Raw genomic sequence first — 25,749 nt, 5'->3', positions numbered from 1 at the left:
AATAAAAATGCTTCAGGTTAAAATAGAGCCATTGAGAAATGTGGATGAGGCGCAAATCATAAATCTCATCTTACCGATTCAACAAATAGAGCACCAGGTGCCCGTAACAATTGAAGATCAACCAGATTTATTGGACATTGAAAAATATTATCATCAAACCGGCGGAGGTTTTTGGGGGGTCAAACATCAAGGAGAGATTATCGGTACCATCGCTTTAATTAATATGCAGGACAGACAAGGTGGAGTTATCCGGAAGATGTTTGTTAAAAAAGAGTTCAGGGGTAAGGAATTAGGCATAGCACAGCATTTACTTAATCATTTAATAAATTATGCCCGTACAAATGAAATAACAGATCTTTATTTGGGTACAGTCGATCTTTTAAAAGCCGCCCTTCGCTTTTATGAAAAAAATGATTTCATTCAACTAGAAAAAAATACTTTACCAGCCAATTTCCCGCTAGTACGGGTAGATAATATATTCTATCATTTGAAACTAACCCCGTTAGGTAATGCATAACGTTATTGATCAATCAGGCTTATTAGCCATTTCAACAAGGTTACAACGACTTAGTGATCAGCTGAGGAAAGATGGACAAAAGATATACGAATTATACGGAGTAGCCTTCGAACCAAAATGGTTTCCTGTCATATATACCTTATATCAAAAGCCTATTTTAAGTGTCGTAGAAATAGCAAACGAGATAGGTTATACACATCCATCGACAATTAGTTTATTAAAAGAGTTAGAAAAGCAAAAGCTCATCAGGTCTAAACGTGACAAAACGGATGAGCGAAAAAGGCTTTTGGTGCTGACTGAAAAAGGTAACATGCTAGTAGAACAAATGAAACCTGTTTGGAACACCATGGTTAAATCGCTGACGACATTAACCGATACTTCCAACAACATCATGAAGGCCATTGAAGAAGTAGAAGAGGAAATGGAGAAACAGAGCTTTTACCAACGTGCCCAATTGATAAAAAGAAAAGAATAAAGACAATAAATAGAATGAGTATAATAATACGGGTCATAAAGGACACTGATAATGTTGCCTTAGCTAAAATTTTAAGAAATTCGCTTGATGAATTTAATGTCCCGCAAGAGGGAACCGTTTATACCGACCCAACGACTGACAATCTTTATGCGCTTTTCAAGCCGTCTAATAGTATTTATTACGTAGCAGAAGAAGACGGGGTCATATTGGGTGGCTGCGGTGTATATCCAACCGAAGGTTTACCCAAGAAATGTGCAGAACTTGTTAAATTCTATCTGTCTAATCAAAGCAGAGGAAAAGGAATTGGAAAAATGATGCTAGAAAAATGCTTTACTGCTGCTGCCGCGTTAGGTTATACGCATTTATACCTAGAGTCTTTTCCGCAATTCGAAAAGGCTGTTAGCATGTATGAAAAGGCAGGTTTTGAAATGCTTTCAGGCCCTTTGGGCAACTCCGGACATTTCGCTTGTACTATCTGGATGTTGAAGAAGCTCAACCAAGACACTAAAAGTGATGCCCCCTTTTGATTTCTTTTAGATTTATATAAATCTTACCTTTACATATAACCTGAACCGAAAATAATAATCGAATTCAGATTGTAACAAATAGTGAGCTTATGAACCGCATTGATATATTAGACAGCGTCTTGAACGGATTAATGACCAGGTACAAAGAACGGGTACCAGATGTAGGCGGAATCATTGCTGCCATGCAGCAAGAAGGTGTCATTCGAGATGCCGACGACATAGAAAATGATCATATAGCATTTCGAACCATGGGTGTACCTCAGTTGGGCATCAAATCATTTGAAAAGATTTTCACGCACTACGGCTATACTAAAAGGGATTACTACAACTTTCCAACGAAAAAATTAGATGCTTATTGGTATGCGCCACCCACTGAAAAACATCCGCGAATTTTTGTTAGCGAGCTCAGAGTTCAGGATCTCTCTCATGAAGCACAAAAAATTATATCGAGTTATACCAATGAAGTTACGTCAGACCCGGTCGATAAATTGAATCTGAATAATGCCGAAGAAGTAGATTCTTTTTTACATAGTCCTCTTTGGAGAATTTCCTCCCTTGAAGATTACAATAAACTTGCTGAAGAAAGCGAATATGCTGCTTGGGTCATTTATAATCGTTATTATCTTAATCATTTTACCATAAGCATTCATAATTTAAAGCAGGGGTACAACCATATTGAAGAGTTTAATGAATTTCTTGAAAAACATGGATTCAAGCTTAATACTTCGGGCGGTAAAATTAAAAAAAGTCCAGATGGAGGTTTATTACAAAGTGCTACCGTGGCCGAAATGATAGCCGCTAATTTTGAAGGAGGTGAAAGACAACTTATTTCCGGTTCATATGTTGAATTTGCAGAAAGAAGAATATTACCTGAATATGCAGACCTACCGCCTAACCAAATAAGAAGACAGCATCGTAGAGACGGATTTGAAGCAAATAATGCGGATAAAATATTTGAAAGCACTTATAGTTCACAAACGCGGGCAAAAGATTAAACCACAACGAAAGTAGTCAACAGTATCGGCACCTTAACATTGCAGATACTGTTGATACCAACTTAAACTACTATATTAACTATTTTACCTTTTACTATAATTACCTTTTTAGGCTGTTTACCATCGATATAACGCTGCACATCTTCATTATTTAACACCTCTTTTTCAATATCGTCAGGTTCTAAACTTAAAGACATATTCAATTTCATGCGCATCTTGCCATTAAATGAAATAGGATATTCAAATTCGTTTTCAATGAGAAAATCAGGGTTAAACTTAGGATAGCTCACGTAAGACAAGGAACCGGCCTCATTACCCAGCAATTCCCAAAGCTCTTCACAGATATGCGGTGCATAAGGCGATAAAACGACAATGAGTTCCTGAAGAATTTCGCGTTTATTGCAGTTTAGATCGGTTAATTCATTTACACATATCATAAAACTGGATACAGATGTATTAAACGAAAAACGTTCTATGTCATCTTCCACCTTTTTTATTATCTTATGTAGAGATTTTAATTCAGCCTTTGTTGGTCTTTCATCAGATACATGAAAATTGAGTTGTGGATCGTGAAATAATTTCCAAAATTTTCGCAAAAATTTATATACCCCCTCAATGCCATTTGTATTCCAAGGTTTACTTTGTTCAAGAGGACCAAGAAACATTTCGTACATCCGTAAGGTATCAGCGCCATACTGGGCTATTATATCATCCGGATTTACAACATTGAATTTAGATTTCGACATCTTTTCGACCTCATGGCCACAAACATATCGGCCGTCTTCAAGGATAAAATCTGCATTTTCGTATTCGGGTCTGGAGCTCCTAAATTTTGCGAGGTCTAGCACATCATTATGGACAATATTCACATCTACATGCAAAGCCGTCGTCTTATACTGTTGCAGTAATCCATAGGAAACAAAAGTATTTGTTCCTGTTCCGTTTTCATCCAATAAACGATAGATAAAATTTGAGCGGCCTTGAATCATTCCCTGATTAATGAGTTTCTTAAAGGGTTCCTCTTCTTTTACCACACCAATATCCTTTAAAAACTTATTCCAGAAACGGCTATATAATAAATGCCCAGTAGCATGTTCTGAACCTCCTATATACAAGTCAACCGCCTTCCAATAATCAACAGCTTCTTTAGATGCAAACACTCGATCGTTTTCTGCATCCATATATCGATACCAATACCAACTTGAACCGGCCCAGCCAGGCATTGTGCTTAGTTCATACTCGTACATTTGCTGATACTTCCAATCTTTTGCTCTACCTAATGGTGGTTCGCCACTTTCCGTTGGCAAATACTTATCAACTTCTGGCAACAAAAGAGGTAGTTCTTGTTCTTTTATTAGGTAAGGTGTTTCATTCTTAAAATATACGGGCACAGGCTCGCCCCAATAACGCTGTCTGCCGAAGATAGCATCTCGCATTCTGAAGTTAATTTTCGCTTTACCTGCTTTTTTCTTCTCCAGCTCTTTAATAAGTACAGGTACAGCCGCTTCATAAGTCAAACCATTAATTAGATCCGAATGAACGTACACCCCTTCTTTTCTACTATCAGCCTCTTCTTCTAATTGCTGGCTATCAAGTATTTTAATAATGGGTAAATTAAAATGTTTCGCAAAAAGATAATCACGCTGATCACCCGACGGCACAGCCATTACAGCACCGGTTCCATAGCCTGCTAGCACATAGTCTGCGATCCATACGGGAATTTTTTCCTCCGTCAAAGGATGAAGCACATAACTACCTGTAAATGCACCTGATACAGATCTGGTATCAGCCATTCTATCTCGTTCAGATTTCTTTTTGGTCTGTTCAATATATTGATCCACCTCCTGCTGTTGCTCAGCTTTAACCAAAGAAGCGACTAGCTCATGCTCAGGGGCTAAAACGACAAAACTAACACCATAAATAGTATCCACACGGGTAGTAAACACTTCCACAAAAGTGGGTTCCTGCCTGTCAGCGACTTCGAATTTAACGCTCGCTCCAATGCTTTTTCCTATCCAGTTTCGTTGCATCTCCACCAATGGTTCAGGCCAATCCACTGTATCTAACCCTTCTAATAAGCGTTCAGCATAGGCGGTGATGCGCATGCTCCATTGCATCATTTTCTTTTGAATAACAGGGTATCCCCCTCTTTCAGAGACACCATCTTTAACTTCATCATTCGCTAATACAGTCCCCAATGCCTGGCACCAATTTACAGAGCTTTCTCTAAGGTAAGCTAGCCTATATTTTAATAATTCTACTTGTTTGCGCTCTTCATCAAAGTGATTCCAATCTGCAGCAGTAAAATTCGAGGCATCTTCATCGCTTACAGCATGTACTCCTTCACTTCCATTTTGCTCAAACTTAGCTATTAAAGACTCGATCGATTGGGCTTTATCCATATCAGTATTGTAATATGAATTGAAAAGCTGCATAAAAATCCATTGTGTCCACTTATAATAAGATGGACTACTGGTTCTTATTTCACGGCTCCAATCAAAAGAAAAACCTATATTATCTAATTGCTCACGATAACGTTTTATATTCGTATCGGTAGTAATTGCAGGATGTTGACCTGTTTGTATAGCATATTGTTCAGCAGGTAAACCAAAGGAGTCATATCCCATTGGATGCAGAACATTAAAGCCTTTTAATCGCTTATAGCGTGTAAATATATCAGAAGCGATATATCCCAATGGATGACCAACGTGCAAACCGGCTCCTGAAGGATAAGGAAACATATCTAACACATAATATTTTGGCTTATTTGACGTATTACTCACTTTAAACGTTTGGTTAGAAGCCCAAAACTTTTGCCATTTTTTTTCTATAGTTCGAAATTGATAGTCCATTATAACACATTACAGTATGACTTGCGAAAGTACGAAAAATCTCACATCTCATATCTTATATCTCATATGTAATTGTTAATTTCGCAAATCAAACATTTACGCATGGAAGAATTTGAAGTAAGCACATCATCACGTAAAACAAAGTCGGTATATATTTCAACTGTTATAAGTATAGCGTTGGTGCTATTAATGACGGGCTTGCTGGGTCTTATCTTGGTGCACGCCAAAAACCTATCTAACTATGTAAAAGAAAATATTGTACTTAATATCATCGTAAATGATGGCGTAACCGAAGCCGATATCTTAAGTCTGCAAAAGGAGCTCGATGGCAATCCTGCTGTATTGCGAACCCAATACGTAAGCAAAGAGCTCGCTGCTAGAAATTTACAAAATGATCTTGGAGAAGACTTTGTGAAATTCTTGGGGTACAATCCACTTTTATCTTCTATTGATGTATACCTAAAGGCAGATTATGCAAACAAAGCAGGCGTAGAAACTTTCTCTAAACAGATCTCAGAAAACAGCCTAGTTAAAGAAGTGGTATATCAAGACTCGCTGATAGATATGGTTAACCAAAATATCCGTATAATAGGTTTAATTATTTTAGCTTTTGCTGCTATATTACTTATCATTGCAGTAGCGCTCATTAACAACACTATCCGTTTAGCTATTTATTCGCAACGTTTTCTTATTAAAAGTATGCAAATGGTTGGCGCGACAAAGGGTTTCATTAGACGTCCTTTTCTGGGATACGGCATTTTACACGGATTGTTAGGTGGGTTAATTGCTATTATATTACTACTGGTAACTTTATATTTTGCACAGGAGCAAATTCCCGAAATCGTTATTTTGCGTAACTATTTTGAATTTGCGCTCATATTCATCGGCGTCATCTGCTTAGGCATTCTTATATCGGGAGCAAGCACCTATTTTGCTGTAAGTAAATATTTGCGGTTACGCATGAACGATCTATATAGATAAGCCTTGTCTTAATTTTATTATTATGTCTCAAGAAAGAAAAAAAACAACACCCCCTCCACAAAAAGCAAACTTTGTTTTTGGTAAATTGAATTATCAATTAATGCTTTTAAGTATTGTAATAGTCATTATAGGATTTATTTTAATGGCCGGTAAAACAGATATATATAGCTTCACTAAAATCACCTTGGCACCTTTGGTTGTGGTAGCTGGTTTTGCATTAGGCATTGTAGCCATCTTAAGAAACCCCAACAAAGAAAATAAATAATGACTTTAATAGAAACGATTGTTTTAGCCATTGTAGAAGGTTTAACAGAATTCTTACCCGTATCATCCACCGGCCACCTCATCATCGCTACTGCCCTACTGGGTATAGAACCCTCCGCTTTTGTAAAGCTTTTTACCGTAGCGATTCAGCTGGGGACTATCATATCAGTAGTTGTTCTTTATTTTAAGCGATTCTTCAAGTCGTTAGATTTTTATTTTAAACTTTTAGTTGCGTTTATCCCCGCTGCAGTTTTTGGTTTACTGTTTAGTGATGTTATTGATAATATGCTGGAAAGTCCCATGACGGTTGCAATTACCTTGGTAATAGGTGGTATAATATTGTTATTTGTAGATAAATGGTTTAATAAGCCACAGATTGAAGACTCGGATAACATATCGTATTTTACTGCGCTCAAAATTGGCCTGTTTCAATGTTTAGCAATGATTCCAGGCACTTCGAGGTCTGGCGCTACGATAGTTGGCGGTATGGCACAAAATTTATCTAGGAAAGCAGCAGCGGAATTCTCCTTCTTTTTAGCGGTACCTACTATGTTCGGCGCTACAGCCAAAAAATTATTAGATTTTTATAAAGATGGGAACCAGTTCACGTCGCAAGAAGTGAATGTATTAATTATAGGAAATGTGCTTGGATTCATTGTTGCCATCATTGCCATTAAAAGTTTTATTGGCTTTGTAACCAAATATGGATTCAAAGCATTTGGCTGGTATAGAATTGTAATTGGGGCGATTATTATCGTCATGCTATTAAGTGGCCATAGTTTATCCATAATCTAATAAATCATCAAGCGTACGAGTTTTAGTTCACAAACATAGCAGAGCTATGGAAACGATTCGTAAGCACGCATAGACAAAAATTTGTGAAAGACAGCAATAGAGAACATATATATCCCGATTTTGATTTTTCAGAGGGCGAGGTGCTGTTGATAGATAAACCTTTTGAGTGGACCAGTTTCGATGTAGTGAGTAAGATAAGAAATTCGCTCAAACCACTTAAGATAAAAGTTGGTCATGCAGGCACATTGGACCCCTTAGCCACCGGTTTGCTTATTGTATGTACCGGAAAACGTACGAAGACTATTGATACCTTACAAGCACAGGAAAAAGAATATACCGGAACTTTTACATTAGGAGCCACTACGCCGTCCTATGATTTGGAAACAGATCCAGATCAACATTTTGATACCTCAGAATTACAAGAAATTGATTTAGTTAATGCTACCAAAAATTTTATAGGAGAGTTGGATCAATATCCTCCAGCTCATTCTGCGGTAAAGGTAGAAGGGGAAAGATTATATGAGAAAGCACGACGTGGCGAAATAGTTGAGTTAAAAACAAGAAAAGTTACTATTTTTGAATTTGAATTAACACGTATTGATTTGCCAGAAGTGGATTTCAGAGTTGTTTGCAGTAAAGGGACTTATATTCGATCTTTAGCGCATGATTTTGGAAAATTTATGAACAACGGCGCTTACCTCAGCAAATTGAGAAGAACCAGAAGCGGCGCATTTCATGTAAACAATGCATATGATGTGTTAGATTTATCCGCCCATATTCGTTCTTTAAGGGAACCTTCGGGGGAGCAATAATGCACCACATATACGACCTAATATTACTAAATGATCTTTTTAACCCGACATACAAAAACTCTATAAATCAAAAAGGAGTTATTAACTAACATTTCCCCATCTCGGAGAACGACATTGTAACATGAAGATTTATAGAAATATCGAAGATTTTATACCACTGGATAATGCAGTGGTTACCATAGGTACTTTTGATGGTGTACACATTGGGCACCAAAAAATTATCAGTAGTTTAAGGGAGTATGCTCAAAAAATCAATGGGGAAACTGTTCTTTTAACGTTTTTCCCGCACCCTAGAATGATTTTACATCCCGATGACGACAGCCTACGCCTAATTAACACCATCGAGGAAAAAGCCGATCGTTTAGCTGATAGTGGGATTGATCATCTGATTATTACCCCTTTTACACGTGATTTTTCTAACCAATCGGCCGAAGAATATATACGTGAAATTTTAGTAAGTAAAATTGGCACAAAGCGCATTATTATAGGATACGACCACCATTTTGGAAAAGATAGAAAAGGATCATTGGTTGACCTTCTTAAATACGCCGAACTATATCACTATACAGTTCAGGAAATACCGGAACAGGACATCAACGATGTAGCCGTTTCTTCTACAAAAATTAGAGAAGCTCTGATAATAGGTGAAATAGCTACCGCTAATAAGTATCTTGGTTATCCTTTCCATATTACGGGAAAAGTGATCAAGGGACAGCAGTTAGGTAGAACTATTGGTTATCCCACCGCAAACATAGAAGTGCCTGAAAACTACAAACTTATTCCGGCCTATGGTATTTATGCTGTGGAAGCAACTATCGTTGAACAGGAAGAAATGTCAACAGGCGACTATAAGCCGGCCATAACAGGTCCAAGATTAAAGGGAATGGGATACATCGGGACGCGTCCAACAGTTAAAGGCATTAATAGGAGCATAGAAATTAATTTCTTTGACTTAAATGAAGATCTATATGGTAAGACACTGCGCATTGAATTTATTCATTTTGTAAGACATGATCATAAGTTCGAAAATATAGAAGAAATGACTAAGCAATTGGCAGAAGATGAGAAAAACATAAGGGCCCTTCTTAATTAGCAATTCGATGCCCATTGTCAACAAAAATTAACAATCATATGTGATTAAGCAAAGTAAACCATCGTTTAATGAAACTTAATATTGATAGACATGAGCAAGAAGTCATTGAAACTGCTATTAATCATTGGCAGAAAGAAAATCTTATCGATTTAGAAACGGCTCAACAGTTAAGAACATCGTATGAAGTAAAAGGATTCGACTGGCGTCGTTTAGCGCAATATTCCTTTTGGATAGCCCTCTCTTGTATTGTCCTTGCATTTCTTTCTCTATTTATTGATAAAGAAATTCTAGCGATGTTGGAAACGCTCTATGAAACGCCGAACATCATTATAAGCATTATTTGTGCTGCTCTTGCTGCCTTTTTTTACTATGCCGGTTATTACAACAAGAAAAAGTACCCTGAAAAACAATTAAGTAACGAAAGTTTAATTGTTTTAGGCGTTTTCGCCACCGCTACCAGTATTGGGTACTTGGGAAAGATTGTTGATAAGGTTAGCGGGCTGTATTCCTTATTATTTTTCTGCTCTATTTTAATTTACACCATCTTAGCCATAAAATTATCCTCAAAAACGATATGGATTTTTATGCTGATCGCCCTGGGTATTTGGTTTGCCTCTGAAACTGCCTATCATAGTAATTGGGGATTTAAGTTTTGGGGCATGAATTATCCATTACGTTTTACATTATTCGGTGCGGTGCTTACGGCCTTTGCTTTCTCGCTACATAAACAATGGAAGATTATACAGCCTTTTCAACCGTTGAGCTATGCCATTGGTATACTCTATCTTTTTATATCCTTATGGCTATTATCTATTTTCGGCAATTATAGCGACTTAGATAAATGGGCTACTGTTAAACAATACCATATTCTTTATTGGGGTATATTATCTACACTTGTATCACTCCTATTTGCCTGGTATGGCTTAAAGAAGAAAGATGCCATCGCAAGGGAATTTGGCATCACTTTTCTTCTAATAAATCTCTATACCCGCTTTTTTGAGTATTTGTGGGACAACGTGAACCGAGCAATATTCTTCTCCCTACTGGCATTATCCTTTTGGCTGATAGGCAGAAAGGCGGAAAAAATATGGAGTGGAAGCTTTCTTAAGAAATAAATGGCATCATTCGTATTTGATAAAAATGAATTTACAGCTGTACTTCATAAGTTATATTTACCCCTCCCGCAGCCAGCATATCATGCACGGAACAGTACTTTTTGACAGCTAGCTCCGCTGCTTTAACTGCCTTATTATAGTCAACAGTACCTTTTAGCTTAAATATTATATGAATATCCGTAAACACAGCAGGTATTGAATCAACTCTTTTTCCTTCTACTTCAATTGATACATCTTCAATTTCCTGTTTCTGTTTTTTAAGGATATTTATAAGATCAAGCACACTACAAGACCCTAAAGCCATCAACACCAATTCCATTGGCCTTGCACCTAATCCTTCGCCTCCTATATCAGGAGAGCCATCAATATGAATCTTAACAGTAGATGTGGGGCTATCCCCCTCAAAATGTACCGCTTTATTAACCCTATTTAATACTACTTTCATCTGTAAATAATCGTTTATTTATGTTTTACATTTATAGCCTTCATGAACCGCTTAGCGGTTCATATCTATTTAATATGAAGCTTCCTTCTCTATATCTTTCAGTTTCATTGAAGCCTATTTACTTGCGGCTAATGCTTGTTCGATATCTTCGAGAATATCCTCTATATCTTCTAACCCAACAGATATCCTAATAGTGCCGGGATAAATTCCGATCATTTTTCGTTCTTCATCCGTTAATTTAGAGTGAGTTGTTGATGCAGGATGTGTGGCGATCGAACGGGAATCTCCCAAATTAGAAGTAATGAGAATCATATTCAGATTATCTAAAAAGCGCTTCGCCCGATCAAAGCCCCCATGAATAATAAACGTTACAATCCCCCCCCCGGCCTTCATTTGTTTTTTTGCCAATTCATATTGTGGGTGCGAGGGAAGAAAAGGATAACGAACAATCTCCACCTCAGCGCTAGCCTCCAATTTTTGTGCTACCGCCAATGCATTGTTACAGTGTCTATCCATTCTTAAACCTAACGTTTCTAAACTTTTAGAGATTACCCACGCATTAAATGGTGACATTGCAGGGCCAGTATGGCGGATAAAGAACATCATTTCGTCAATAAGTTCTTGTTTCCCCACAACAATACCGCCTAATACTCGACCTTGACCATCCATATATTTTGTTGCGGAATGACTCACTAAATCAAAACCATAATTTATGGGTTTCTGCAAATATGGTGTTGCAAAACAGTTGTCGACATTAAGTATGATGTGTGGATATTTTTTTTTAAATCCTCCCAACCACTCTAAATCAATCAATTCCAACCCAGGATTGGATGGTGTTTCCAAAAAAATCATTTTGGTGTTTGCCTGGATTGCTTGCTCCCAAGTTTCTGGTTCTGAAGCCTCCACATAAGAAGTAGTAATACCCCAGCGAGGAAATAATTGGGTGAACAGTTGATGGGTTGAACCAAAAATCGATCTACATGCTACGATATGGTCACCTGCCTTTAATAGTGCTGCAAAAGATGCAAATACTGCTGCCATTCCCGAAGAGAAAGCCAAACCAGCTTCAGCCCCTTCTAAGGCGCAAATCTTTTGTATAAATTCGTTGGTATTAGGGTTTGAGTATCTCGAATAGACATTACCGTCCTCTTCTCCTGCAAATATCGCTCGTCCTTGTTCTGCATCATCAAAAATAAAACTGGATGTTAAATATAAGGGTACAGAATGTTCCCTATTCTGCGATCGTTGCGTTTGATTACGAACTAATTTACTTTGTTCCTTCATTCTTATTTTATTATGGACTCAAACCTAGCATAAAATTTATTTACAATAAAACTTTATTTTAATTGTTTTGTAAAAAATCTTTATACCCTAACACACTTAGCAATAAGATTCACTTGTAAAAAAGATTGGCTGCTGTAAGTAATGCTTACAGCAGCCAATCTTTTTTACACTTAGAAATGAAGACGCTTCAATAGGTAATCAATAATGATCACCCTCAAGAAAATTTAGGATGGAGCAAAACCGATGATGATGTGCCACCGTTTGTCCAAACACTAACAAAACCGGACCTGAATTGTCAATTCCTTCTTCTTCAACTATTTCTTCAATAGTATTCACAATCCCTACCGCAATTTTTTCATTTTTCATAGACCCATTTTGGATAACGGCAGCAGGTAAGCGTCCTTTACCAATACTTTGATAGATATTCACAATATCGTGAAGCTGGTCATAGCCAAGCAATACCACTACGGTTGCCTTACTAGATGCTGCATTTATTAATTCCGTATTAATGTGCCCTTTCTCATTTGTTCCACATAATATCCACAGTCCATCACTATCTCCCTTATGTGTAACAGGAATTCCTTGCAATCCTGGCACTGAAATGGCGCTGCTAATGCCCGGTATAATCTCTGTTTCAATACTATAAGAGGCCGCATATTCAAGCTCCTCGTATCCGCGTCCGAAAACAAAAAGATCCCCCCCTTTTAATCGCACAACATGTCCAAAGTTCAACGCATAGTCGACCATGAGCTGATTGACGGTGGATTGAGAAAAATTTTCATCTCCTGAAGGGTTTCCCACATAAACCCTCGTTGCCTCTTTTGGTACATAATCCAACAGCGCTTCGTCTACTAAAGCATCGTATATTATCACGTCGGCAATTTTCAACGCCTTTACACCTTTAACGCTAATTAAATCAGGATCACCTGGCCCCGCGCCTACAAGTGTGATTTTCGGTTCAACGTAAGACCGTTCTTTATCGGTAAATTGCCTTTCCATTTGCTTACCTCCTTATATTAATTGTTAAAAAAGGCTACACATATCGTGATGCCGTTTTAAATCGCTTTGTTTATTTCACAAGGCAAATATATATAAAATATACCTATTTAGTAGTCTTTTTTAATAAAGAACATATTTATTAATTCAATTAGCTAAAAATCAAGTAGTTATTTTATAGATTCAAGGCTAAATTTCCTTCTCTTTTAATAATATCAGCAATACTGGTATCATTAAGTATCTGAAGCATAGCATTACGCACATCAACAAATGTATCTCTAATACCGCAAACCTCCTCTGATTTACACTCATCACACCGCCTGTAGAAGTTAAGGCTAACACAGGGCAATAAGGCAATTGGTCCATCAGTTAATCGAATAACCTGCGATAAACGAATATCTTCCGGATCTTTATTCAAACTATACCCCCCTCCAGCGCCTTTTTTACTATACAAGATTCCGGCATTACGCATTTCAAGCAGTATTTGCTCTAAAAATTTCTTTGGAATATTTTCTTCCTCTGCAATCTTCAAAATTTGCATTGGTTCTTTACCATAATTTTTACCCAACACAATAAGGGCTTTTATGGCATATTTGGATTTTTTAGAAAGCATATTTATTCACTTTGCATGTAAAATTACAAAATTTAGTTTAGTATTAAACCATTTTATAGCTTAAGGGTTAATGCTTACCGATTGTCCCTTCGTAATGATTGAATATAATTTAATAAACAACAGGGCCAAATCTTTTACAAACGGCCCTTTAAAAACGTTCCTGTATAAGAATTTTTCTGCTTAACAAGGTCCTCTGGCATCCCCTCAAACACTAATCCTCCACCACGTTCACCTCCTTCTGGCCCAATATCAATTACCCAGTCAGCGCATTTGATCACATCCATATTATGTTCAATTACTAATATTGTATTTCCTTGCGCAATTAATGCGTCGAAAGATTTTAGTAGTTTCTTTATATCATGGAAATGTAAGCCTATAGTTGGTTCATCAAATATAAACAAGGTGTTTTTACTATTATTTCCTTTTACAAGGAATGAAGCCAATTTTATCCGTTGTGCCTCTCCCCCCGATAATGTATTTGAAGATTGGCCTAGTTTAACATAGCCTAGTCCTACATCCGCCAGCGGTTGAATTTTATTTAGAATTTTTGGCTGATCCTGAAAAAAAGACAACGCTTCATCTACCGTAAGCTCCAAAATTTCATAAACATTCTTATCATGCCAGGTAACATCTAATACCTGCTGCTTGAACCGCCTTCCACCACAAGCCTCACAAGGAAGATAGATATCTGCCATAAATTGCATCTCTATTTTCACTTCCCCCTCGCCCTGGCAAACATCACATCTTCCCCCTTCTACATTGAAAGAAAATGCGGCCGGTTTTAATCCCGCTGCCTTTGAAGCGGATTGGTTACTATATAAGGCCCTGATTTCGTCCCACGCTTTCACATAAGTAACAGGATTGGAACGCGAGGATCTTCCTATCGGATTCTGATCAATCATTTCCACCTTTTCAACTAAACTAATATCGCCTTCTAGTTTATCAAAAAGACCCGTTTGCTCACCCGAATAATTTCCAGTAGCCTTCTGTAAGGCCGGATATAATATCCGTTTAATTAAAGATGTTTTACCCGATCCGGAAACGCCGGATACTACAGTAAAATTATACAACGGAAATTTAATATCGACGCCCTTTAAGTTATTCTCCCTGGCACCTTTAATTTCAATAAAATGTTGCCATTTTCTTCTCTGGCTTGGAACAGCTATTTTTTCAGCTCCACTTAAATATTTTCCTGTTAGACTATCGCTGTCCTTTAATATATCCTTAAAATCTCCGGAAAACACCAGTTTCCCACCATTTACACCTGCTTCAGGACCTATATCAATAAGGTGATCAGCGGCCTGCATCATTTCCTCCTCATGCTCTACAACAATTACTGTATTACCAATATTTCTCAGCGATTTAAGTACATTTATTAAACGTTGCGTGTCTCTCGGATGTAGGCCAATACTTGGTTCGTCTAAAACATATATAGAACCTACCAAAGAACTACCCAAAGAAGTCGCTAAATTGATCCGCTGAGATTCTCCTCCAGAAAGGGTATTTGATAACCTGTTTAGGGTCAAATAGCTTAATCCAACTTCCGTCAAAAATCGTATTCGGTTTGTAACCTCTAACAACAGTCTTTTTGCGATTACTGCTTCATTTTCAGAAAGTGTTAATGCATTGAAAAAACCTAGAAGTTCATCTAATGGCATCAACACAATATCAGTTATAGATTTACCTCCTACTTTGACATAGCTTGCATCTTTGCGCAGGCGGGTACCTTTACAATCTGGGCAATCGGTCTTTCCTCGATATCTAGACAACATTACCCGATACTGTATTTTGTACGTTTGTTCCTCCAATTCTTGAAAAAAGTCATTTAGCCCCCTGAAATAATTGTTGCCAGTCCACAATAGATCCTTCTGATCGGCCGTTAAATCTTTGTAAGCTCTGTGTATGGGAAAATCAAACTTAATAGCAACTTTAACAAGTCTACTTAGCCACTCACCCATTTTTTCCCCTCGCCATGGAGCTATTGCGCCGTCGTATACTGATTTGCTCTTATCAGGCACAACTAAATCGGGATCAATACCGATAATTTTCCCATAGCCCTCACATCTTGCACAGGCGCCGTACGGATTATTGAAACTAAAGAAGTTCGCTGTCGGTTCTTCGAAAATAACACCGTCTAACTCAAAACGATCGCAAAAGAAATATTCTTTGTTCCCATCATTCACAAAACAATCACCCTTTCCTTCAAAAAAAGCTGTTTGCACAGAATCTGCCACCCGACTTAATGTCTCCTCTTCGCGATCTACACGAATTCTATCAACAACAATTCTTAAATCACCATCTTTAATCTTATCGTTAGCCACTTTTTTATCATCCAGTAACGCTTCTATCTTCTCGAGTTTCCCGTTGTATTCTACCCTTACAAAGCCTTTTTGTAGCAATACAGCCAATTCTTCTTTCAGTTTTCTGTTATTATGTGGATGCAAAGGACAGTAAATAGTAACAACAGCGTCCACTGGAAGCGTGGCAACAAAATTAACCACATCAGTAACGGTATCTTTCTTAACCACTTCGCCCGAAATTGGAGAAATTGTTTTTCCTATTCTGGCAAAAAGCAATTTTAAATAATCATATATTTCTGTTGAAGTACCAACTGTTGATCGGGGGTTGCTCGTGATAACACGCTGCTCAATAGCGATTGCCGGTGCAATGCCTTTTATATAGTCCACCTCAGGTTTATTCATTCTTCCCATGAACTGCCGTGCATAAGACGATAAGCTCTCTACATATCTCCTTTGTCCTTCCGCATATAAAGTATCAAACGCCAAGGATGATTTGCCAGACCCCGACATGCCTGTAATCACTACTAATCTGTTTTTTGGTATTGCTACATCAATATTCTTTAGATTATGCACACGCGCGCCTTTGATTATTATATGAGATTTAGCGCTTAAATCTGCTTTATTTGCCATGAAATCTTTCCTAATTTTTGTTTCTCATCCAACTAATTTTAGTGCTGAGAAAATGTTACCACAAAAATACAGATTAATGAACGAACTAACGATTTTGATATTTTTTCTTTGTTTTTCTAAAAAAAATGTTTTGATTTGAAGAAATTTAACAAGGACAAACAGACAAAATACTGTTTAGCAAAAACAAATTAGGAGGACTGCTATAGAGAAAAAAACTACTTAAAAAACTTTTTACAGTAAAAAGAAGACGAAAAGTAGCATAGCATGACACTGCAAAAGAAAACTGACCGACAGCTAGTTCATTTATACTTAGCCGGCAATGAGGGCGCTATTGAAGAGCTGGTACATCGATACAAATCAAAAATATATACTTCCATTTATCTACTTGTAAAAGATTCCTATTTAGCGGAAGACTTATTTCAAGATACGTTTATTAAAGTTATTAAGACTTTAAAAGCCGGAAGGTACAACGATGAAGGAAAATTTCTCCCTTGGGCAATGCGCATTGCCCATAATTTAGTTATCGATTATTATAGAAAAGAAAAACGCACACCGCTAATTGCTAACGGTGACGGGTTTGATATCTTTGATGTACTTCCATTTTATGATGAAAGTATGGAGGAACGGATAATCAGGCATCAATCCTACAAAGATTTGCGTAAAATGATCCAACTGCTTCCTGACGATCAGAAAGAGGTATTAATAATGCGTCATTACGGCGAAATGAGCTTTAAGGAAATAGCCGAAGTAACCGATGTAAGTATTAATACAGCTCTTGGGAGAATGCGTTATGCTTTAAACAACCTACGCAAAATGATTACAAGTGCAGAGGTTGCATTAAAAACAGGCTAATTTTAATTAACTTCTGTTCGCTTAACTCGGATTAAACCTACTTTTACAGAATGCGAAAAGGCATCTTGGTTAGTGTCGAACAGACATGTATAAATATTCTTGTTTATTAGATTCGTAAAAAGCTGGAGCGATACTCCGGCTTTTCTAGGTTTAACATTGCGGATATATATAGCTACTATTCTATCAGGGTAATGATTTGCCAATACAGCGTAAATAATAGGATCGCGTTGGGAATTATCGCCTATGAGCACAAATTTTTGTTTTGGAAAAACTCTTAGTAAGCGGTCGATTCTTCTATATTTATCTTCATGTTTGGTTCTGCCGGTTTTAAAAAAATCATACCACTGTTTAAAATGACTTAAGAGAAAAGAACCCGTAGGCAGGAGATTATAATTAAAAATTTCACGCAGATGATCATAAAGATTCCATTCGCTACTGGAAACGTAGAAAAAGGGATTCAGATGTTCAGGATCAGTACCCGATAGAGACAAATGATTATACCAATGAACTTGATTGGCGAAGATTTTGCGTTTATAGGGGTTTCTCCCCAATAACTCCCGTAACCTTTTCCATACAGTGGCCGAATGAGAAATTAAAATGGTGTCGTCAATATCAGACACAAATACGTACTGAGTAGAATGAGGTATATATATTTTGCCTCTCGTGAAATGAGAAACCTCGCCAGAAGTATTAACTAATGCTATTTTCAGATCGTGTAGGCCTGCTTCTAAGTGCACATTAGAGGCCCACTTAAATTTAAAAAAACCATCATGATCAGCTTGTGTATTTATTATTTGATCTTTAAAATATAATTTTAAATTCGCATTTCTATAGGGCCTGGCCATGAACAGCTTTAACAAACTCCAAGCATGACGCAAACTATTTTTATCGTATTTATTACTTAATTTTGGCCTCCATTTAAAAACATGTCCATAAACAACCAAATTCTTGGAATGACCATAGCCATTGTAAATTTTTATCTCTGTAGAAGTCTTCATTAATCTTCAAACATATAAAACCTTTTGTGGTTTTATAGTAAATTAGGACATCATAAATGAGCAAAGAGCAATCACTGGTTTTATTTTTCATTATAAATCCTAAATCAGGCAGCCAAAATCAAGATTATACGGCACTTATACTAGATCACTTTAAAGATACTGGTTATAAGGCGCATATTTATAAATTGGAAAAGAATTGTACCCTTGCCTCAATTAAAGAAGAAATACACCGCTGTAAACCCCATAGGGTTGCAGCAGTCGGAGGCGATGGAACGGTAAAGCTTGTTGCCGAATGTCTATTACACACCGGTATTCCTTTAGCTATCATTCCTACCGGCTCTGCGAATGGTATGGCCAAGGAAATTAATCTAAAGACCAATCTGGACATCGCACTCAACTTGATGGTAAAGGGGGAAGTGAAAGAGATCCATGCGTTGTCTATTAATAATGAACTTAGTATTCATCTTGCCGATATTGGAATAAATGCACGTATCGTAAAAAAATTCCAATCATTAAAAGAACGAGGAATGCTTGGATATGCTAGAGCTACGTGGAGGGCGCTAAAAAGGCATAAGAAAATGCATGTCTCTATTACTATAAACGGACAAACAAAATATAGGAAAGCAGAAATGGTGGTATTGGCAAATGGCACTACCTATGGAACAGGTGTAAAAATAAACAGAACAGGTTCCTTATTTGACGATCAATTTGAAATAGTTATTGTAAAATGGTTTTCGATAATAGAACTGTTCAAAATGTGGTTTAATTTTAAGGCGCCTCCTAATCCTTTTAAAACTGAAATTATACATACAAAAGAAGTTGTATTACATATGAAGGAGAATACATTTTTTCAAGTAGACGGAGAATATATCGGAAAAGTGAATCAGATTGAGGCTAAAATAATACCGAAAGCATTGCTTCTTATTACATAGAAAAATCATAGCTACAGCCTACCTAATGAAAGCATATTGTAAAACAAATAAATATTAGATTATTATCTTTTGCAAAAAATGACACATAGAGAGAATAGCATAAACTACTATCATAAAACGATAAATTCCCCTCTCGGAGAATTAAAACTTATCGCAAGCAATAAAGGTCTTGCTGCTGTATTGTGGGAGGATGATGATCCCCAAAGAATACAAATAAGAGAAAGTGAAGAATACAATGACCACCCTATTCTCGTTGAGACAGCAAAACAGCTAAAGGAGTATTTCGAGAAGGAGCGGATAAACTTTGACCTGGAATTAGATTTTATAGGAACGGAATTTCAAAAAAAAGTGTGGGAAGCGTTGCTAACTATACCTTTTGGAGAAACTCGAACATATGGTCAAATTGCAAAGCAAATTAGCACTCCAAAAGCAGTAAGAGCGGTCGGTGGTGCCGCGAATAAAAACCCGATATCGATTATAGCACCGTGCCATCGCGTTATCGGTACGTCTGGCAAATTAATTGGCTTTGCCGGTGGATTGGAAAACAAATCGCGCTTACTGAAATTCGAAGATTCAAGGAGAAATCCAACACTTTGGTAACTACTGCGGCTTTTCCATTGATATTGGTCGTGCCGCAGTAGATCACATATAGACGATCATGCTAAAAATTGATATCATCGGCAACGCTCCCCGTTCCAGATTCTTTGGCAAACCGTTCGCTATATTCTTTTTTCTTCTGTTCTTGATAATCCATCATTTGGGCCATCGTGTTAAAGTCATTCATCCACTTCGTTCCCGAACCATTGACTTGTGCGACAGTAAGACCAAGGTTGTCTATTAACCATTGTGCACCATCTATGCCATTGTCGTAAGCAGCCTGCATAGCAGCTTGTATCTCAAAGAAATAATGCTTGTCAGTCTCTAGTCTTTGCAAATTGGCAGCTGCGTCTTCTGATACCACAGTTGTGGTAGGCGCATTATCAGGTTTTAATCCCTCTAGTTTTTCATGCTCCTTGACCATTCCAAAATATTTGGAATAAACATTAATGACATTGAAGGTCTTATCGTCTCGCATACGGTTATTCCAAGTGGTCTGCGCTTCATCCCATTGAGGCCTTTCTACACCGAGTGCACGGCAGATCTGTTCTTCTGTACAACCTTCGCCAATTTTCGCCGCTCCGGCAGCATAGTCAAAGACTGTAATACCGTGAACAGGCTGCAATTGCGGATCATTAGGATCTTCTGTCGCCGTATTCATGGTGGTATAGCCTGCTGAGGCCGCACCTACATCGAAGATTTTATTCATATCTCCATTCGCGTAGGCCTTGAGTATCTCGTCGTTAGTATCGGTATCTTGCTGTCCTTTTGAGACATTTTTTGCAATATCTTCCAAATTTCCGCTGAGGTCTTTAAAAAATTTCTTAAACATGATAATGGATTTATTAGTGAAAAATTGTTATTTGTGCTGGTTATCTAAATACTTCATGACGTTGGTAATCATCCAAAAGCCTATTACAAAAATTTTGATGTTGCGTTTCCAGGCCCGGAAGAATATTATCCATTTCACCAATAAGCGCGAATACATAAGCACGATAGCTTTCCTCGGCACCTTTTGCGCCAAGCAATTTACGCTGCTGTTTGTATGTTTCGTAGTCTCCCCTACAGCGAAGCTCCGCAAGTGGGCGCGCTAGATGTTCTGCCATACGAACTTTGGTACCCGGGTCAAAGGTATTCTGTGTCCGGCAGTATGGACATGCTATATAGGTAGCTGTAAAATAAAAGGTATGTATCTCCAATTTACCGCCACATTGTTTGCAATGGAAACGATCTTTATAACGTTCATATTCTTCCATGATTTCCCTATATTCCCGTTCTAAATCACGCTCCACCACATGGTCAAAAGCAGAGGTCATCATGTTTAAGACGCTGATATTCCAGTCGTTGAATAGTTGACTGAGGGCCATTAACTCCATAGGAGATGCCTTCGGTACAACTTCCTTTTGATATACCCCACTCCCTTTTTGCATAATCGCGTTAAACTGCGCAATCATACCCGCCTTAAATTGTAAATAACTTCTTTTAAAAGGATCGCTATCCGCATCAGCTACGCTTTGTGCAGAATCTTGCACTTCGGCATGCATTTCTTCTGCTCTTGCATGCAATTTACCCAAAAAAGTTTGAAGCCTTTGGGTCAGTGGCGTTCCTCCAGTAGAATCGGCCGCTTGGTTCTTTTCTTTATTGAAGTTAAAAAAGTTCATCATAGCTGTTTTTTCGAGTTCATGCTTTAAGGTCTATTTTATTTTGAATTGTCGCTATCTTTAATATGAATCCCGTCGGAAAGCATGTGAGAGATAAACTCAAATCCACAATAGGCACATCGGGTAATACCATCCTCTTTAGCACGACCGCCTCCACAGCTAGGGCAGGTAATTGTATCCATTCCAGCCTGTTTTTCTACAAATGCCTCCCGTTTCTGCTGAAGGGCATTTTGCTTCATACGTGCAACAAGTGATAAGGGTTTTTCCATAACCAAACTGACTGTTTTATTTATAATTGTGATAATATTTCTGCCTTTTTCGCCTTGTATTCCTCCTCATCGATCAGTCCGTTTTCAAAGAGGACTTTAATTTTCTGCAGTTTGATGGTAGGTTCATCTTTGGACTCGGCGGAAGCAGGTGTAGTTAGTTGAGAGCCTTGTACATTTTGCTGGCTAGGATTCACTTGTCCCATCAGCACACCCAAAGCAACACCCTGCTGTGCTCCTTGCTGCACAGGGCTGCCTTCCTGGCTGACGGCAATGGCGGTGTTAAATTGCTGAAATTTGTCTAGATCACTGCCAACCATATTCATTCCTGTCACCTTATCGTAATACTGAGTAACTTCATCGGGAAGTGTAGCTGATGTAAGCGTGAACTGGGTAATCTCGATACCAAAATCTTCAAAATATGGGCGGATTAGGGGTTCTATACGCTTGTTTAGTGATGAGATATTGCCGGCAATGTCCAATACAGAAATATTAGAAAGTGCCAGCGCCTCGCTGAATTGAGGGGCGATAAAGTCTCGCAGTTGCCGCTCAAACTCAGATACGGTAAGCTTCGGATATGTCCCTGCATATTCTTTGAAAAATCGTCCAGCATCCGTAATACGCACGTTGTAAGTACCGAAAGCCCTAACACGCACCTGTCCAAATTGCGGATCTCGCAAAATGACAGGCGCAGGTGTACCCCATTTGAGATTGACGAATTGCTTAACCGAAAAGTAGTAAACATCCGCCTTGAATGGGCTTTCAAATCCGTATTTCCAACCTCTTAAACGGGATAAAATAGGTATATTTTGTGTATGGAGCGTATAAGTACCCGGTACAAAAATATCCGCAATGGTACCTTCATTCAGAAACATAGCAGACTGGCTTTCTCTTACAATCAACTTTGCACCATTTTTGATTTCCTTATCTCCATCTGCGATTTTCCACATCATAATGTTAGGATCGTGCTCGACCCATTCAATGACCTCCAGAAAAGGTAATTTTGATGTTGGCATACTCATAATCTTTCTTTTATAATAAAATAGTCATTCATTTTAACCGATCTACTAGCCTCAAAGTATTTCATTTACTTAACCTGACAGACTAAAACAGTCATTTTCAAATGTACTTACAGAGACAGTCTTTTTCCAAGTTATGAACGCTGCAAAGCGGCTACATGTTTTAAAATAATCGGCTACAAAGTGACTACAAGCGTAATGCGTCTTTATATAAGACACTGTAAAAGAGGATTTTGATTTTTCAGGAAGAAGTCAGAAATGTCGTTACCCAATTGTTGTTCATCATCGGGTCTTTGTTGTTTCGTTATTGCTGTTGTTGCACCTAATCACCCTAAATTCTGTAAAAAACCATCTAGATCGATATCTTTATCTAATCCAAGCTTCTGTTTGATTCGGTACTTACTGACACGCACACTTTTTGGTTCGATGTAAAAAGCAGCAGCAATCTCCTTGGTGTTAAGCTTGAGATGGAGGTATGCACAATGTTTGAGTTCTAATAGAGTGAGTCTGTCGTCGGACATTTCCTTGAGCATACGAAAAAACACGGGATTGATACTCTCAAATTCTTTTGCCGAACGCTCTACGGTTTCCTCCAAACGCATTTCTTCTCTAATAACCCTTTCTACGTAACCTGTATTATGTTCGGTTTCTAATTTTTTCAACTTGTCTTTCATCTGTAACAGCAGGCGGTTTTTGCGCTCAATCTGTAACGCATCGGCCATTGCCTCTTTCTGCATCTGTTCTTTTTGTACCAACAGGAGCTGTTGCTCTGCTTGCAGTCGGGCCTGCTCCTCCTCTTGCATTTTAGATTGAAGCTGTGCGTTGCGCTCGGCATCATTCTTTTCCTGCTGCAGTCGCAAGGCTTTTTCCTCCTGTAATTGCGTTTTATTTTTGAAAGAGTATCTCAGCAACAATAAACTCACCAACAAGAGTATGCAAATACCTGCCAACAATATGTTTTGCATCTGTTGACTTTTAGCCTTTTCTGAGGTCAGTTTAATATCTTCTAAAAGCTTTTTATTTTCATACTGTGCCTCCAACTTCTTCGCCGCCAGCATCTGTGTCTCATTGAAGATCTTATCATTGAACCCTTCTTTTTTCTTTTGATAGAATAATGCTTTTTCATAATCACCACGTTTCCTGTGCAAGTCACTCAATCCTTGAGCAACATTAGAAAGCGTATAATAAGAAGGCGTTGTCAATGCTGTAAGATGGATATACGAGTCCATCAGGTAGGCTTCCGCCATTTGGCTATTGCCTTGTAAACTAGCAACTTCAGACAAAAGACCATTAACATTACCCATGATAACGTAATTTTTGTCGGACGCCTGGGAGAAACGGCGAGCAACGTCTGTATAATACAGAATGCTATCCTGCGTGGACTGTTCGGTAAGGGGTTGATAGGTAAAAAAATAATTGGCCAGATTGATGTTGGCGATAGCATAAGAACGCACACCTACTGTCTCCGGAGAATGTTTATAGACATCCACCGATTTATGGAGATACAGTTTCATACTATCTAAGTATTTTTGTTCTTTGGTTTGACCATAACGATATTCCATAGCTACGGAATAGGCAGAGTAGGCATTGGAAAGCATCTCGTTATTCCTTCCCTTTATTGCAGCATCTATGGAAAGGCGCGCATACTTTTCACTGAGAGCAGCATCATTCCAACCGGAATAAACCCCATAAAGAATATAATATGCGCGGGATTGAAGGAAAAAGTCACGCTTACCCTTCAGAAGCTTTAAAGCTTGTTGGGCATTGCTTACAGCAAGACTCCCAATCTCCAGATAGTTGTAATAGGAGGATACCGCAATATATCCATAAGCTTCTGTTAATGCATCCTTGGCTTTTTGGCCTGTTCGAAGGCTTTTTTCTGCATAACTTTTAGCTTTATCGTAGTCTGTGCTGATCAAATACTGCTTACTTAGTTCTCCATACAGCTTGGCCAATAATAAGGGATCCTGCTTCGGTTTCCTGATTTTCTCGGCTTCTTTCAGTAGATAAAGATTGCTGTCATAGTCTGCTTTGAGTCGCGCTGTATAGGCTTTTTCCAAAAGTTGTCCGAGATCCTCCTTCACTTGGGCATAAACATTAACCCTAGAGAAATAAAATAGTATCCATAAAAAAAGAAGAAGTCTATTAGTCATATGGTTTTGTCTATCGATAACTAATCATGCAAAAGGCACAATCAGTCGTATGTACCTTACTTAGACACATTCCGATGATCCTATGATATACAAATATATTGTTTATACTGTGCAAAATTTTGTTAAATTATAATTTATTATGTTTGAAACAAAAAACATAATGCTCAAATATTTACAGGTTACCGCTCTCTTTCTTGTTTTCACTTCTTGTGGTAAAGACGAAATAGAACATCAGAATGGCTACGCTCCCAGCTATGCTGAACTTGCTGGCAAATGGTATACAACTAAAATAAAAATAGGCGATAAATTTACGACCAATATAGACTCATGCAATTTAACTTCATACTTACAATTTGAGACACAGGGCCAATATGCCGACGAAAACCAATGTACTGGTCTTGGTTTTATTGGAAGATTTACGCTGGATAATAACATTATAACATGTACAGATAATCGCGGAATAGTTACTTATAAGGTATTGCATTTTAAGGATGATGATGCCATTTTCTATAAAACTAATTTTGACGGTGCAGAAACCGAATTTCAAATTGAAAGGAGATAAAACTTAAGAGAAAGG

General features: G+C 37.9%; 26 protein-coding genes. 14 read left to right on the top strand and 12 right to left on the bottom strand.

Annotated elements, in window-relative coordinates:
* Positions 1-7: 7 nt before the first annotated feature.
* From BMY50_RS26750 to BMY50_RS26735, 4 genes are all read left to right on the top strand, one after another.
* Positions 8-517, top strand: coding sequence for a GNAT family N-acetyltransferase (locus BMY50_RS26750; protein ID WP_093332645.1), 510 nt, complete (start codon positions 8-10; stop codon positions 515-517).
* Entirely contained in the window at positions 510-992 is a 483-nt protein-coding gene (locus tag BMY50_RS26745) for a MarR family winged helix-turn-helix transcriptional regulator (RefSeq protein WP_093332642.1), read from the top strand. The genes BMY50_RS26750 and BMY50_RS26745 overlap by 8 nt, the downstream gene beginning before the upstream one ends.
* A gap of 14 nt (positions 993-1,006) precedes the next feature.
* A complete protein-coding gene (locus BMY50_RS26740; RefSeq protein WP_093332639.1) occupies positions 1,007-1,519 on the top strand; it encodes a GNAT family N-acetyltransferase in 513 nt (170 codons plus the stop codon).
* An 89-nt stretch (positions 1,520-1,608) separates the two neighbouring features.
* Complete coding sequence (locus BMY50_RS26735; protein WP_093332637.1) at positions 1,609-2,514, top strand: DUF1338 domain-containing protein; 906 nt, start codon at positions 1,609-1,611, stop codon at positions 2,512-2,514.
* Positions 2,515-2,576: 62 nt separating this feature from the next.
* Here BMY50_RS26735 and leuS read toward each other — a convergent pair whose 3' ends face one another.
* On the bottom strand, positions 2,577-5,366 hold the full coding sequence (leuS, locus tag BMY50_RS26730; protein ID WP_093332634.1) for a leucine--tRNA ligase: 2,790 nt from the start codon (positions 5,364-5,366) through the stop codon (positions 2,577-2,579).
* Positions 5,367-5,468: 102 nt separating this feature from the next.
* On the opposite strand from leuS, the gene BMY50_RS26725 reads away from it, so the two are divergent.
* From BMY50_RS26725 to BMY50_RS26700, 6 genes are all read left to right on the top strand, one after another.
* Positions 5,469-6,347, top strand: a complete 879-nt coding sequence (locus BMY50_RS26725; RefSeq protein WP_093332632.1) for a cell division protein FtsX — start codon at positions 5,469-5,471, stop codon at positions 6,345-6,347.
* Positions 6,348-6,369: 22 nt separating this feature from the next.
* Positions 6,370-6,612, top strand: a complete 243-nt coding sequence (locus tag BMY50_RS26720) for a DUF3098 domain-containing protein (protein ID WP_093332629.1) — start codon at positions 6,370-6,372, stop codon at positions 6,610-6,612.
* A complete protein-coding gene (locus tag BMY50_RS26715) occupies positions 6,612-7,406 on the top strand; it encodes an undecaprenyl-diphosphate phosphatase (protein ID WP_093332626.1) in 795 nt (264 codons plus the stop codon). The genes BMY50_RS26720 and BMY50_RS26715 overlap by 1 nt, the downstream gene beginning before the upstream one ends.
* 83 nt (positions 7,407-7,489) lie before the next feature.
* Positions 7,490-8,218: a tRNA pseudouridine(55) synthase TruB gene (gene truB, locus BMY50_RS26710; protein WP_093332623.1), complete on the top strand. Its 729-nt coding sequence runs from the start codon at positions 7,490-7,492 to the stop codon at positions 8,216-8,218.
* 121 nt (positions 8,219-8,339) lie between these two features.
* Positions 8,340-9,311 carry a bifunctional riboflavin kinase/FAD synthetase gene (locus BMY50_RS26705; RefSeq protein WP_093332620.1) on the top strand — a complete coding sequence of 324 codons (972 nt, stop codon included), beginning with the start codon at positions 8,340-8,342 and terminating at the stop codon, positions 9,309-9,311.
* Between the two features lie 68 nt (positions 9,312-9,379).
* Complete coding sequence (locus tag BMY50_RS26700) at positions 9,380-10,426, top strand: DUF2157 domain-containing protein (protein ID WP_093332615.1); 1,047 nt, start codon at positions 9,380-9,382, stop codon at positions 10,424-10,426.
* Between the two features lie 31 nt (positions 10,427-10,457).
* Here the strand turns inward: BMY50_RS26700 and BMY50_RS26695 are convergent, their stop codons facing one another.
* From BMY50_RS26695 to uvrA, 5 genes are all read right to left on the bottom strand, one after another.
* The gene (locus BMY50_RS26695) at positions 10,458-10,871 is read right to left on the bottom strand and encodes an OsmC family protein (protein WP_093332613.1); all 414 of its coding nucleotides are present in this window, start codon (positions 10,869-10,871) and stop codon (positions 10,458-10,460) included.
* A gap of 114 nt (positions 10,872-10,985) precedes the next feature.
* The gene (locus BMY50_RS26690) at positions 10,986-12,155 is read right to left on the bottom strand and encodes a trans-sulfuration enzyme family protein (RefSeq protein ID WP_093332612.1); all 1,170 of its coding nucleotides are present in this window, start codon (positions 12,153-12,155) and stop codon (positions 10,986-10,988) included.
* 198 nt (positions 12,156-12,353) lie between these two features.
* Positions 12,354-13,154, bottom strand: a complete 801-nt coding sequence (gene cobA / locus BMY50_RS26685) for a uroporphyrinogen-III C-methyltransferase (RefSeq protein ID WP_093332610.1) — start codon at positions 13,152-13,154, stop codon at positions 12,354-12,356.
* Positions 13,155-13,326: 172 nt separating this feature from the next.
* Positions 13,327-13,764, bottom strand: coding sequence for an RrF2 family transcriptional regulator (locus BMY50_RS26680; protein ID WP_093332608.1), 438 nt, complete (start codon positions 13,762-13,764; stop codon positions 13,327-13,329).
* A 134-nt stretch (positions 13,765-13,898) separates the two neighbouring features.
* Positions 13,899-16,694, bottom strand: coding sequence for an excinuclease ABC subunit UvrA (gene uvrA, locus BMY50_RS26675; RefSeq protein WP_093332606.1), 2,796 nt, complete (start codon positions 16,692-16,694; stop codon positions 13,899-13,901).
* A 264-nt stretch (positions 16,695-16,958) separates the two neighbouring features.
* On the opposite strand from uvrA, the gene BMY50_RS26670 reads away from it, so the two are divergent.
* Positions 16,959-17,546 (top strand): RNA polymerase sigma factor, encoded by a 588-nt coding sequence (locus BMY50_RS26670; RefSeq protein WP_093332604.1) that lies wholly within the window; start codon positions 16,959-16,961, stop codon positions 17,544-17,546.
* Between the two features lie 2 nt (positions 17,547-17,548).
* On the opposite strand, the gene BMY50_RS26665 is transcribed toward BMY50_RS26670, so the two are convergent.
* Positions 17,549-18,544, bottom strand: a complete 996-nt coding sequence (locus tag BMY50_RS26665) for an App1 family protein (RefSeq protein ID WP_093332602.1) — start codon at positions 18,542-18,544, stop codon at positions 17,549-17,551.
* A gap of 56 nt (positions 18,545-18,600) precedes the next feature.
* On the opposite strand from BMY50_RS26665, the gene BMY50_RS26660 reads away from it, so the two are divergent.
* Together BMY50_RS26660 and BMY50_RS26655 are read left to right on the top strand one after the other, a co-directional pair.
* Complete coding sequence (locus BMY50_RS26660) at positions 18,601-19,476, top strand: diacylglycerol/lipid kinase family protein (RefSeq protein ID WP_238383900.1); 876 nt, start codon at positions 18,601-18,603, stop codon at positions 19,474-19,476.
* Positions 19,477-19,554: 78 nt separating this feature from the next.
* On the top strand, positions 19,555-20,076 hold the full coding sequence (locus BMY50_RS26655) for a methylated-DNA--[protein]-cysteine S-methyltransferase (protein WP_093332600.1): 522 nt from the start codon (positions 19,555-19,557) through the stop codon (positions 20,074-20,076).
* A 61-nt stretch (positions 20,077-20,137) separates the two neighbouring features.
* Here BMY50_RS26655 and BMY50_RS26650 read toward each other — a convergent pair whose 3' ends face one another.
* From BMY50_RS26650 to BMY50_RS26630, 5 genes are all read right to left on the bottom strand, one after another.
* Positions 20,138-20,905 (bottom strand): DUF6620 family protein, encoded by a 768-nt coding sequence (locus BMY50_RS26650; RefSeq protein WP_093332598.1) that lies wholly within the window; start codon positions 20,903-20,905, stop codon positions 20,138-20,140.
* A 40-nt stretch (positions 20,906-20,945) separates the two neighbouring features.
* Positions 20,946-21,737, bottom strand: a complete 792-nt coding sequence (locus BMY50_RS26645) for a hypothetical protein (RefSeq protein WP_139202341.1) — start codon at positions 21,735-21,737, stop codon at positions 20,946-20,948.
* A 35-nt stretch (positions 21,738-21,772) separates the two neighbouring features.
* Positions 21,773-22,003, bottom strand: a complete 231-nt coding sequence (locus BMY50_RS26640) for a hypothetical protein (protein ID WP_093332594.1) — start codon at positions 22,001-22,003, stop codon at positions 21,773-21,775.
* Between the two features lie 20 nt (positions 22,004-22,023).
* Positions 22,024-23,022, bottom strand: coding sequence for an SPFH domain-containing protein (locus BMY50_RS26635; RefSeq protein ID WP_093332592.1), 999 nt, complete (start codon positions 23,020-23,022; stop codon positions 22,024-22,026).
* 323 nt (positions 23,023-23,345) lie between these two features.
* Positions 23,346-25,172: a DUF4670 domain-containing protein gene (locus tag BMY50_RS26630; protein ID WP_093332589.1), complete on the bottom strand. Its 1,827-nt coding sequence runs from the start codon at positions 25,170-25,172 to the stop codon at positions 23,346-23,348.
* A gap of 160 nt (positions 25,173-25,332) precedes the next feature.
* Here BMY50_RS26630 and BMY50_RS26625 point away from each other — a divergent pair, with 160 nt between their 5' ends.
* Positions 25,333-25,734, top strand: a complete 402-nt coding sequence (locus tag BMY50_RS26625) for a lipocalin family protein (RefSeq protein WP_162276684.1) — start codon at positions 25,333-25,335, stop codon at positions 25,732-25,734.
* The last annotated feature ends 15 nt before the right edge of the window (positions 25,735-25,749 follow it).

The sequence above is a fragment of the Olivibacter domesticus genome (genome assembly GCF_900109575.1).
GTDB lineage: Bacteria > Bacteroidota > Bacteroidia > Sphingobacteriales > Sphingobacteriaceae > Olivibacter > Olivibacter domesticus.
This window is presented reverse-complemented; position numbering and strand designations above follow the sequence as displayed.

What these genes read in the sequence shown, in the direction of transcription:
- BMY50_RS26700 (WP_093332615.1), top strand. Translation starts at nt 9,380, where the DNA reads ATGAAACTTAATATTGATAGACATGAGCAAGAAGTCATTGAAACTGCT.
- BMY50_RS26705 (WP_093332620.1), top strand. Translation starts at nt 8,340, where the DNA reads ATGAAGATTTATAGAAATATCGAAGATTTTATACCACTGGATAATGCA.
- BMY50_RS26625 (WP_162276684.1), top strand. Translation starts at nt 25,333, where the DNA reads ATGCTCAAATATTTACAGGTTACCGCTCTCTTTCTTGTTTTCACTTCT.
- BMY50_RS26720 (WP_093332629.1), top strand. Translation starts at nt 6,370, where the DNA reads ATGTCTCAAGAAAGAAAAAAAACAACACCCCCTCCACAAAAAGCAAAC.
- BMY50_RS26690 (WP_093332612.1), bottom strand. Translation starts at nt 12,155, where the DNA reads ATGAAGGAACAAAGTAAATTAGTTCGTAATCAAACGCAACGATCGCAG.
- BMY50_RS26655 (WP_093332600.1), top strand. Translation starts at nt 19,555, where the DNA reads ATGACACATAGAGAGAATAGCATAAACTACTATCATAAAACGATAAAT.
- BMY50_RS26680 (WP_093332608.1), bottom strand. Translation starts at nt 13,764, where the DNA reads ATGCTTTCTAAAAAATCCAAATATGCCATAAAAGCCCTTATTGTGTTG.
- BMY50_RS26665 (WP_093332602.1), bottom strand. Translation starts at nt 18,544, where the DNA reads ATGAAGACTTCTACAGAGATAAAAATTTACAATGGCTATGGTCATTCC.
- BMY50_RS26745 (WP_093332642.1), top strand. Translation starts at nt 510, where the DNA reads ATGCATAACGTTATTGATCAATCAGGCTTATTAGCCATTTCAACAAGG.
- BMY50_RS26640 (WP_093332594.1), bottom strand. Translation starts at nt 22,003, where the DNA reads ATGGAAAAACCCTTATCACTTGTTGCACGTATGAAGCAAAATGCCCTT.
- leuS (WP_093332634.1), bottom strand. Translation starts at nt 5,366, where the DNA reads ATGGACTATCAATTTCGAACTATAGAAAAAAAATGGCAAAAGTTTTGG.
- BMY50_RS26740 (WP_093332639.1), top strand. Translation starts at nt 1,007, where the DNA reads ATGAGTATAATAATACGGGTCATAAAGGACACTGATAATGTTGCCTTA.
- BMY50_RS26735 (WP_093332637.1), top strand. Translation starts at nt 1,609, where the DNA reads ATGAACCGCATTGATATATTAGACAGCGTCTTGAACGGATTAATGACC.
- BMY50_RS26750 (WP_093332645.1), top strand. Translation starts at nt 8, where the DNA reads ATGCTTCAGGTTAAAATAGAGCCATTGAGAAATGTGGATGAGGCGCAA.
- BMY50_RS26650 (WP_093332598.1), bottom strand. Translation starts at nt 20,905, where the DNA reads ATGTTTAAGAAATTTTTTAAAGACCTCAGCGGAAATTTGGAAGATATT.
- BMY50_RS26660 (WP_238383900.1), top strand. Translation starts at nt 18,601, where the DNA reads ATGAGCAAAGAGCAATCACTGGTTTTATTTTTCATTATAAATCCTAAA.
- BMY50_RS26715 (WP_093332626.1), top strand. Translation starts at nt 6,612, where the DNA reads ATGACTTTAATAGAAACGATTGTTTTAGCCATTGTAGAAGGTTTAACA.
- BMY50_RS26630 (WP_093332589.1), bottom strand. Translation starts at nt 25,172, where the DNA reads ATGACTAATAGACTTCTTCTTTTTTTATGGATACTATTTTATTTCTCT.
- BMY50_RS26635 (WP_093332592.1), bottom strand. Translation starts at nt 23,022, where the DNA reads ATGAGTATGCCAACATCAAAATTACCTTTTCTGGAGGTCATTGAATGG.
- BMY50_RS26695 (WP_093332613.1), bottom strand. Translation starts at nt 10,871, where the DNA reads ATGAAAGTAGTATTAAATAGGGTTAATAAAGCGGTACATTTTGAGGGG.
- cobA (WP_093332610.1), bottom strand. Translation starts at nt 13,154, where the DNA reads ATGGAAAGGCAATTTACCGATAAAGAACGGTCTTACGTTGAACCGAAA.
- BMY50_RS26725 (WP_093332632.1), top strand. Translation starts at nt 5,469, where the DNA reads ATGGAAGAATTTGAAGTAAGCACATCATCACGTAAAACAAAGTCGGTA.
- uvrA (WP_093332606.1), bottom strand. Translation starts at nt 16,694, where the DNA reads ATGGCAAATAAAGCAGATTTAAGCGCTAAATCTCATATAATAATCAAA.
- BMY50_RS26645 (WP_139202341.1), bottom strand. Translation starts at nt 21,737, where the DNA reads ATGATGAACTTTTTTAACTTCAATAAAGAAAAGAACCAAGCGGCCGAT.
- BMY50_RS26670 (WP_093332604.1), top strand. Translation starts at nt 16,959, where the DNA reads ATGACACTGCAAAAGAAAACTGACCGACAGCTAGTTCATTTATACTTA.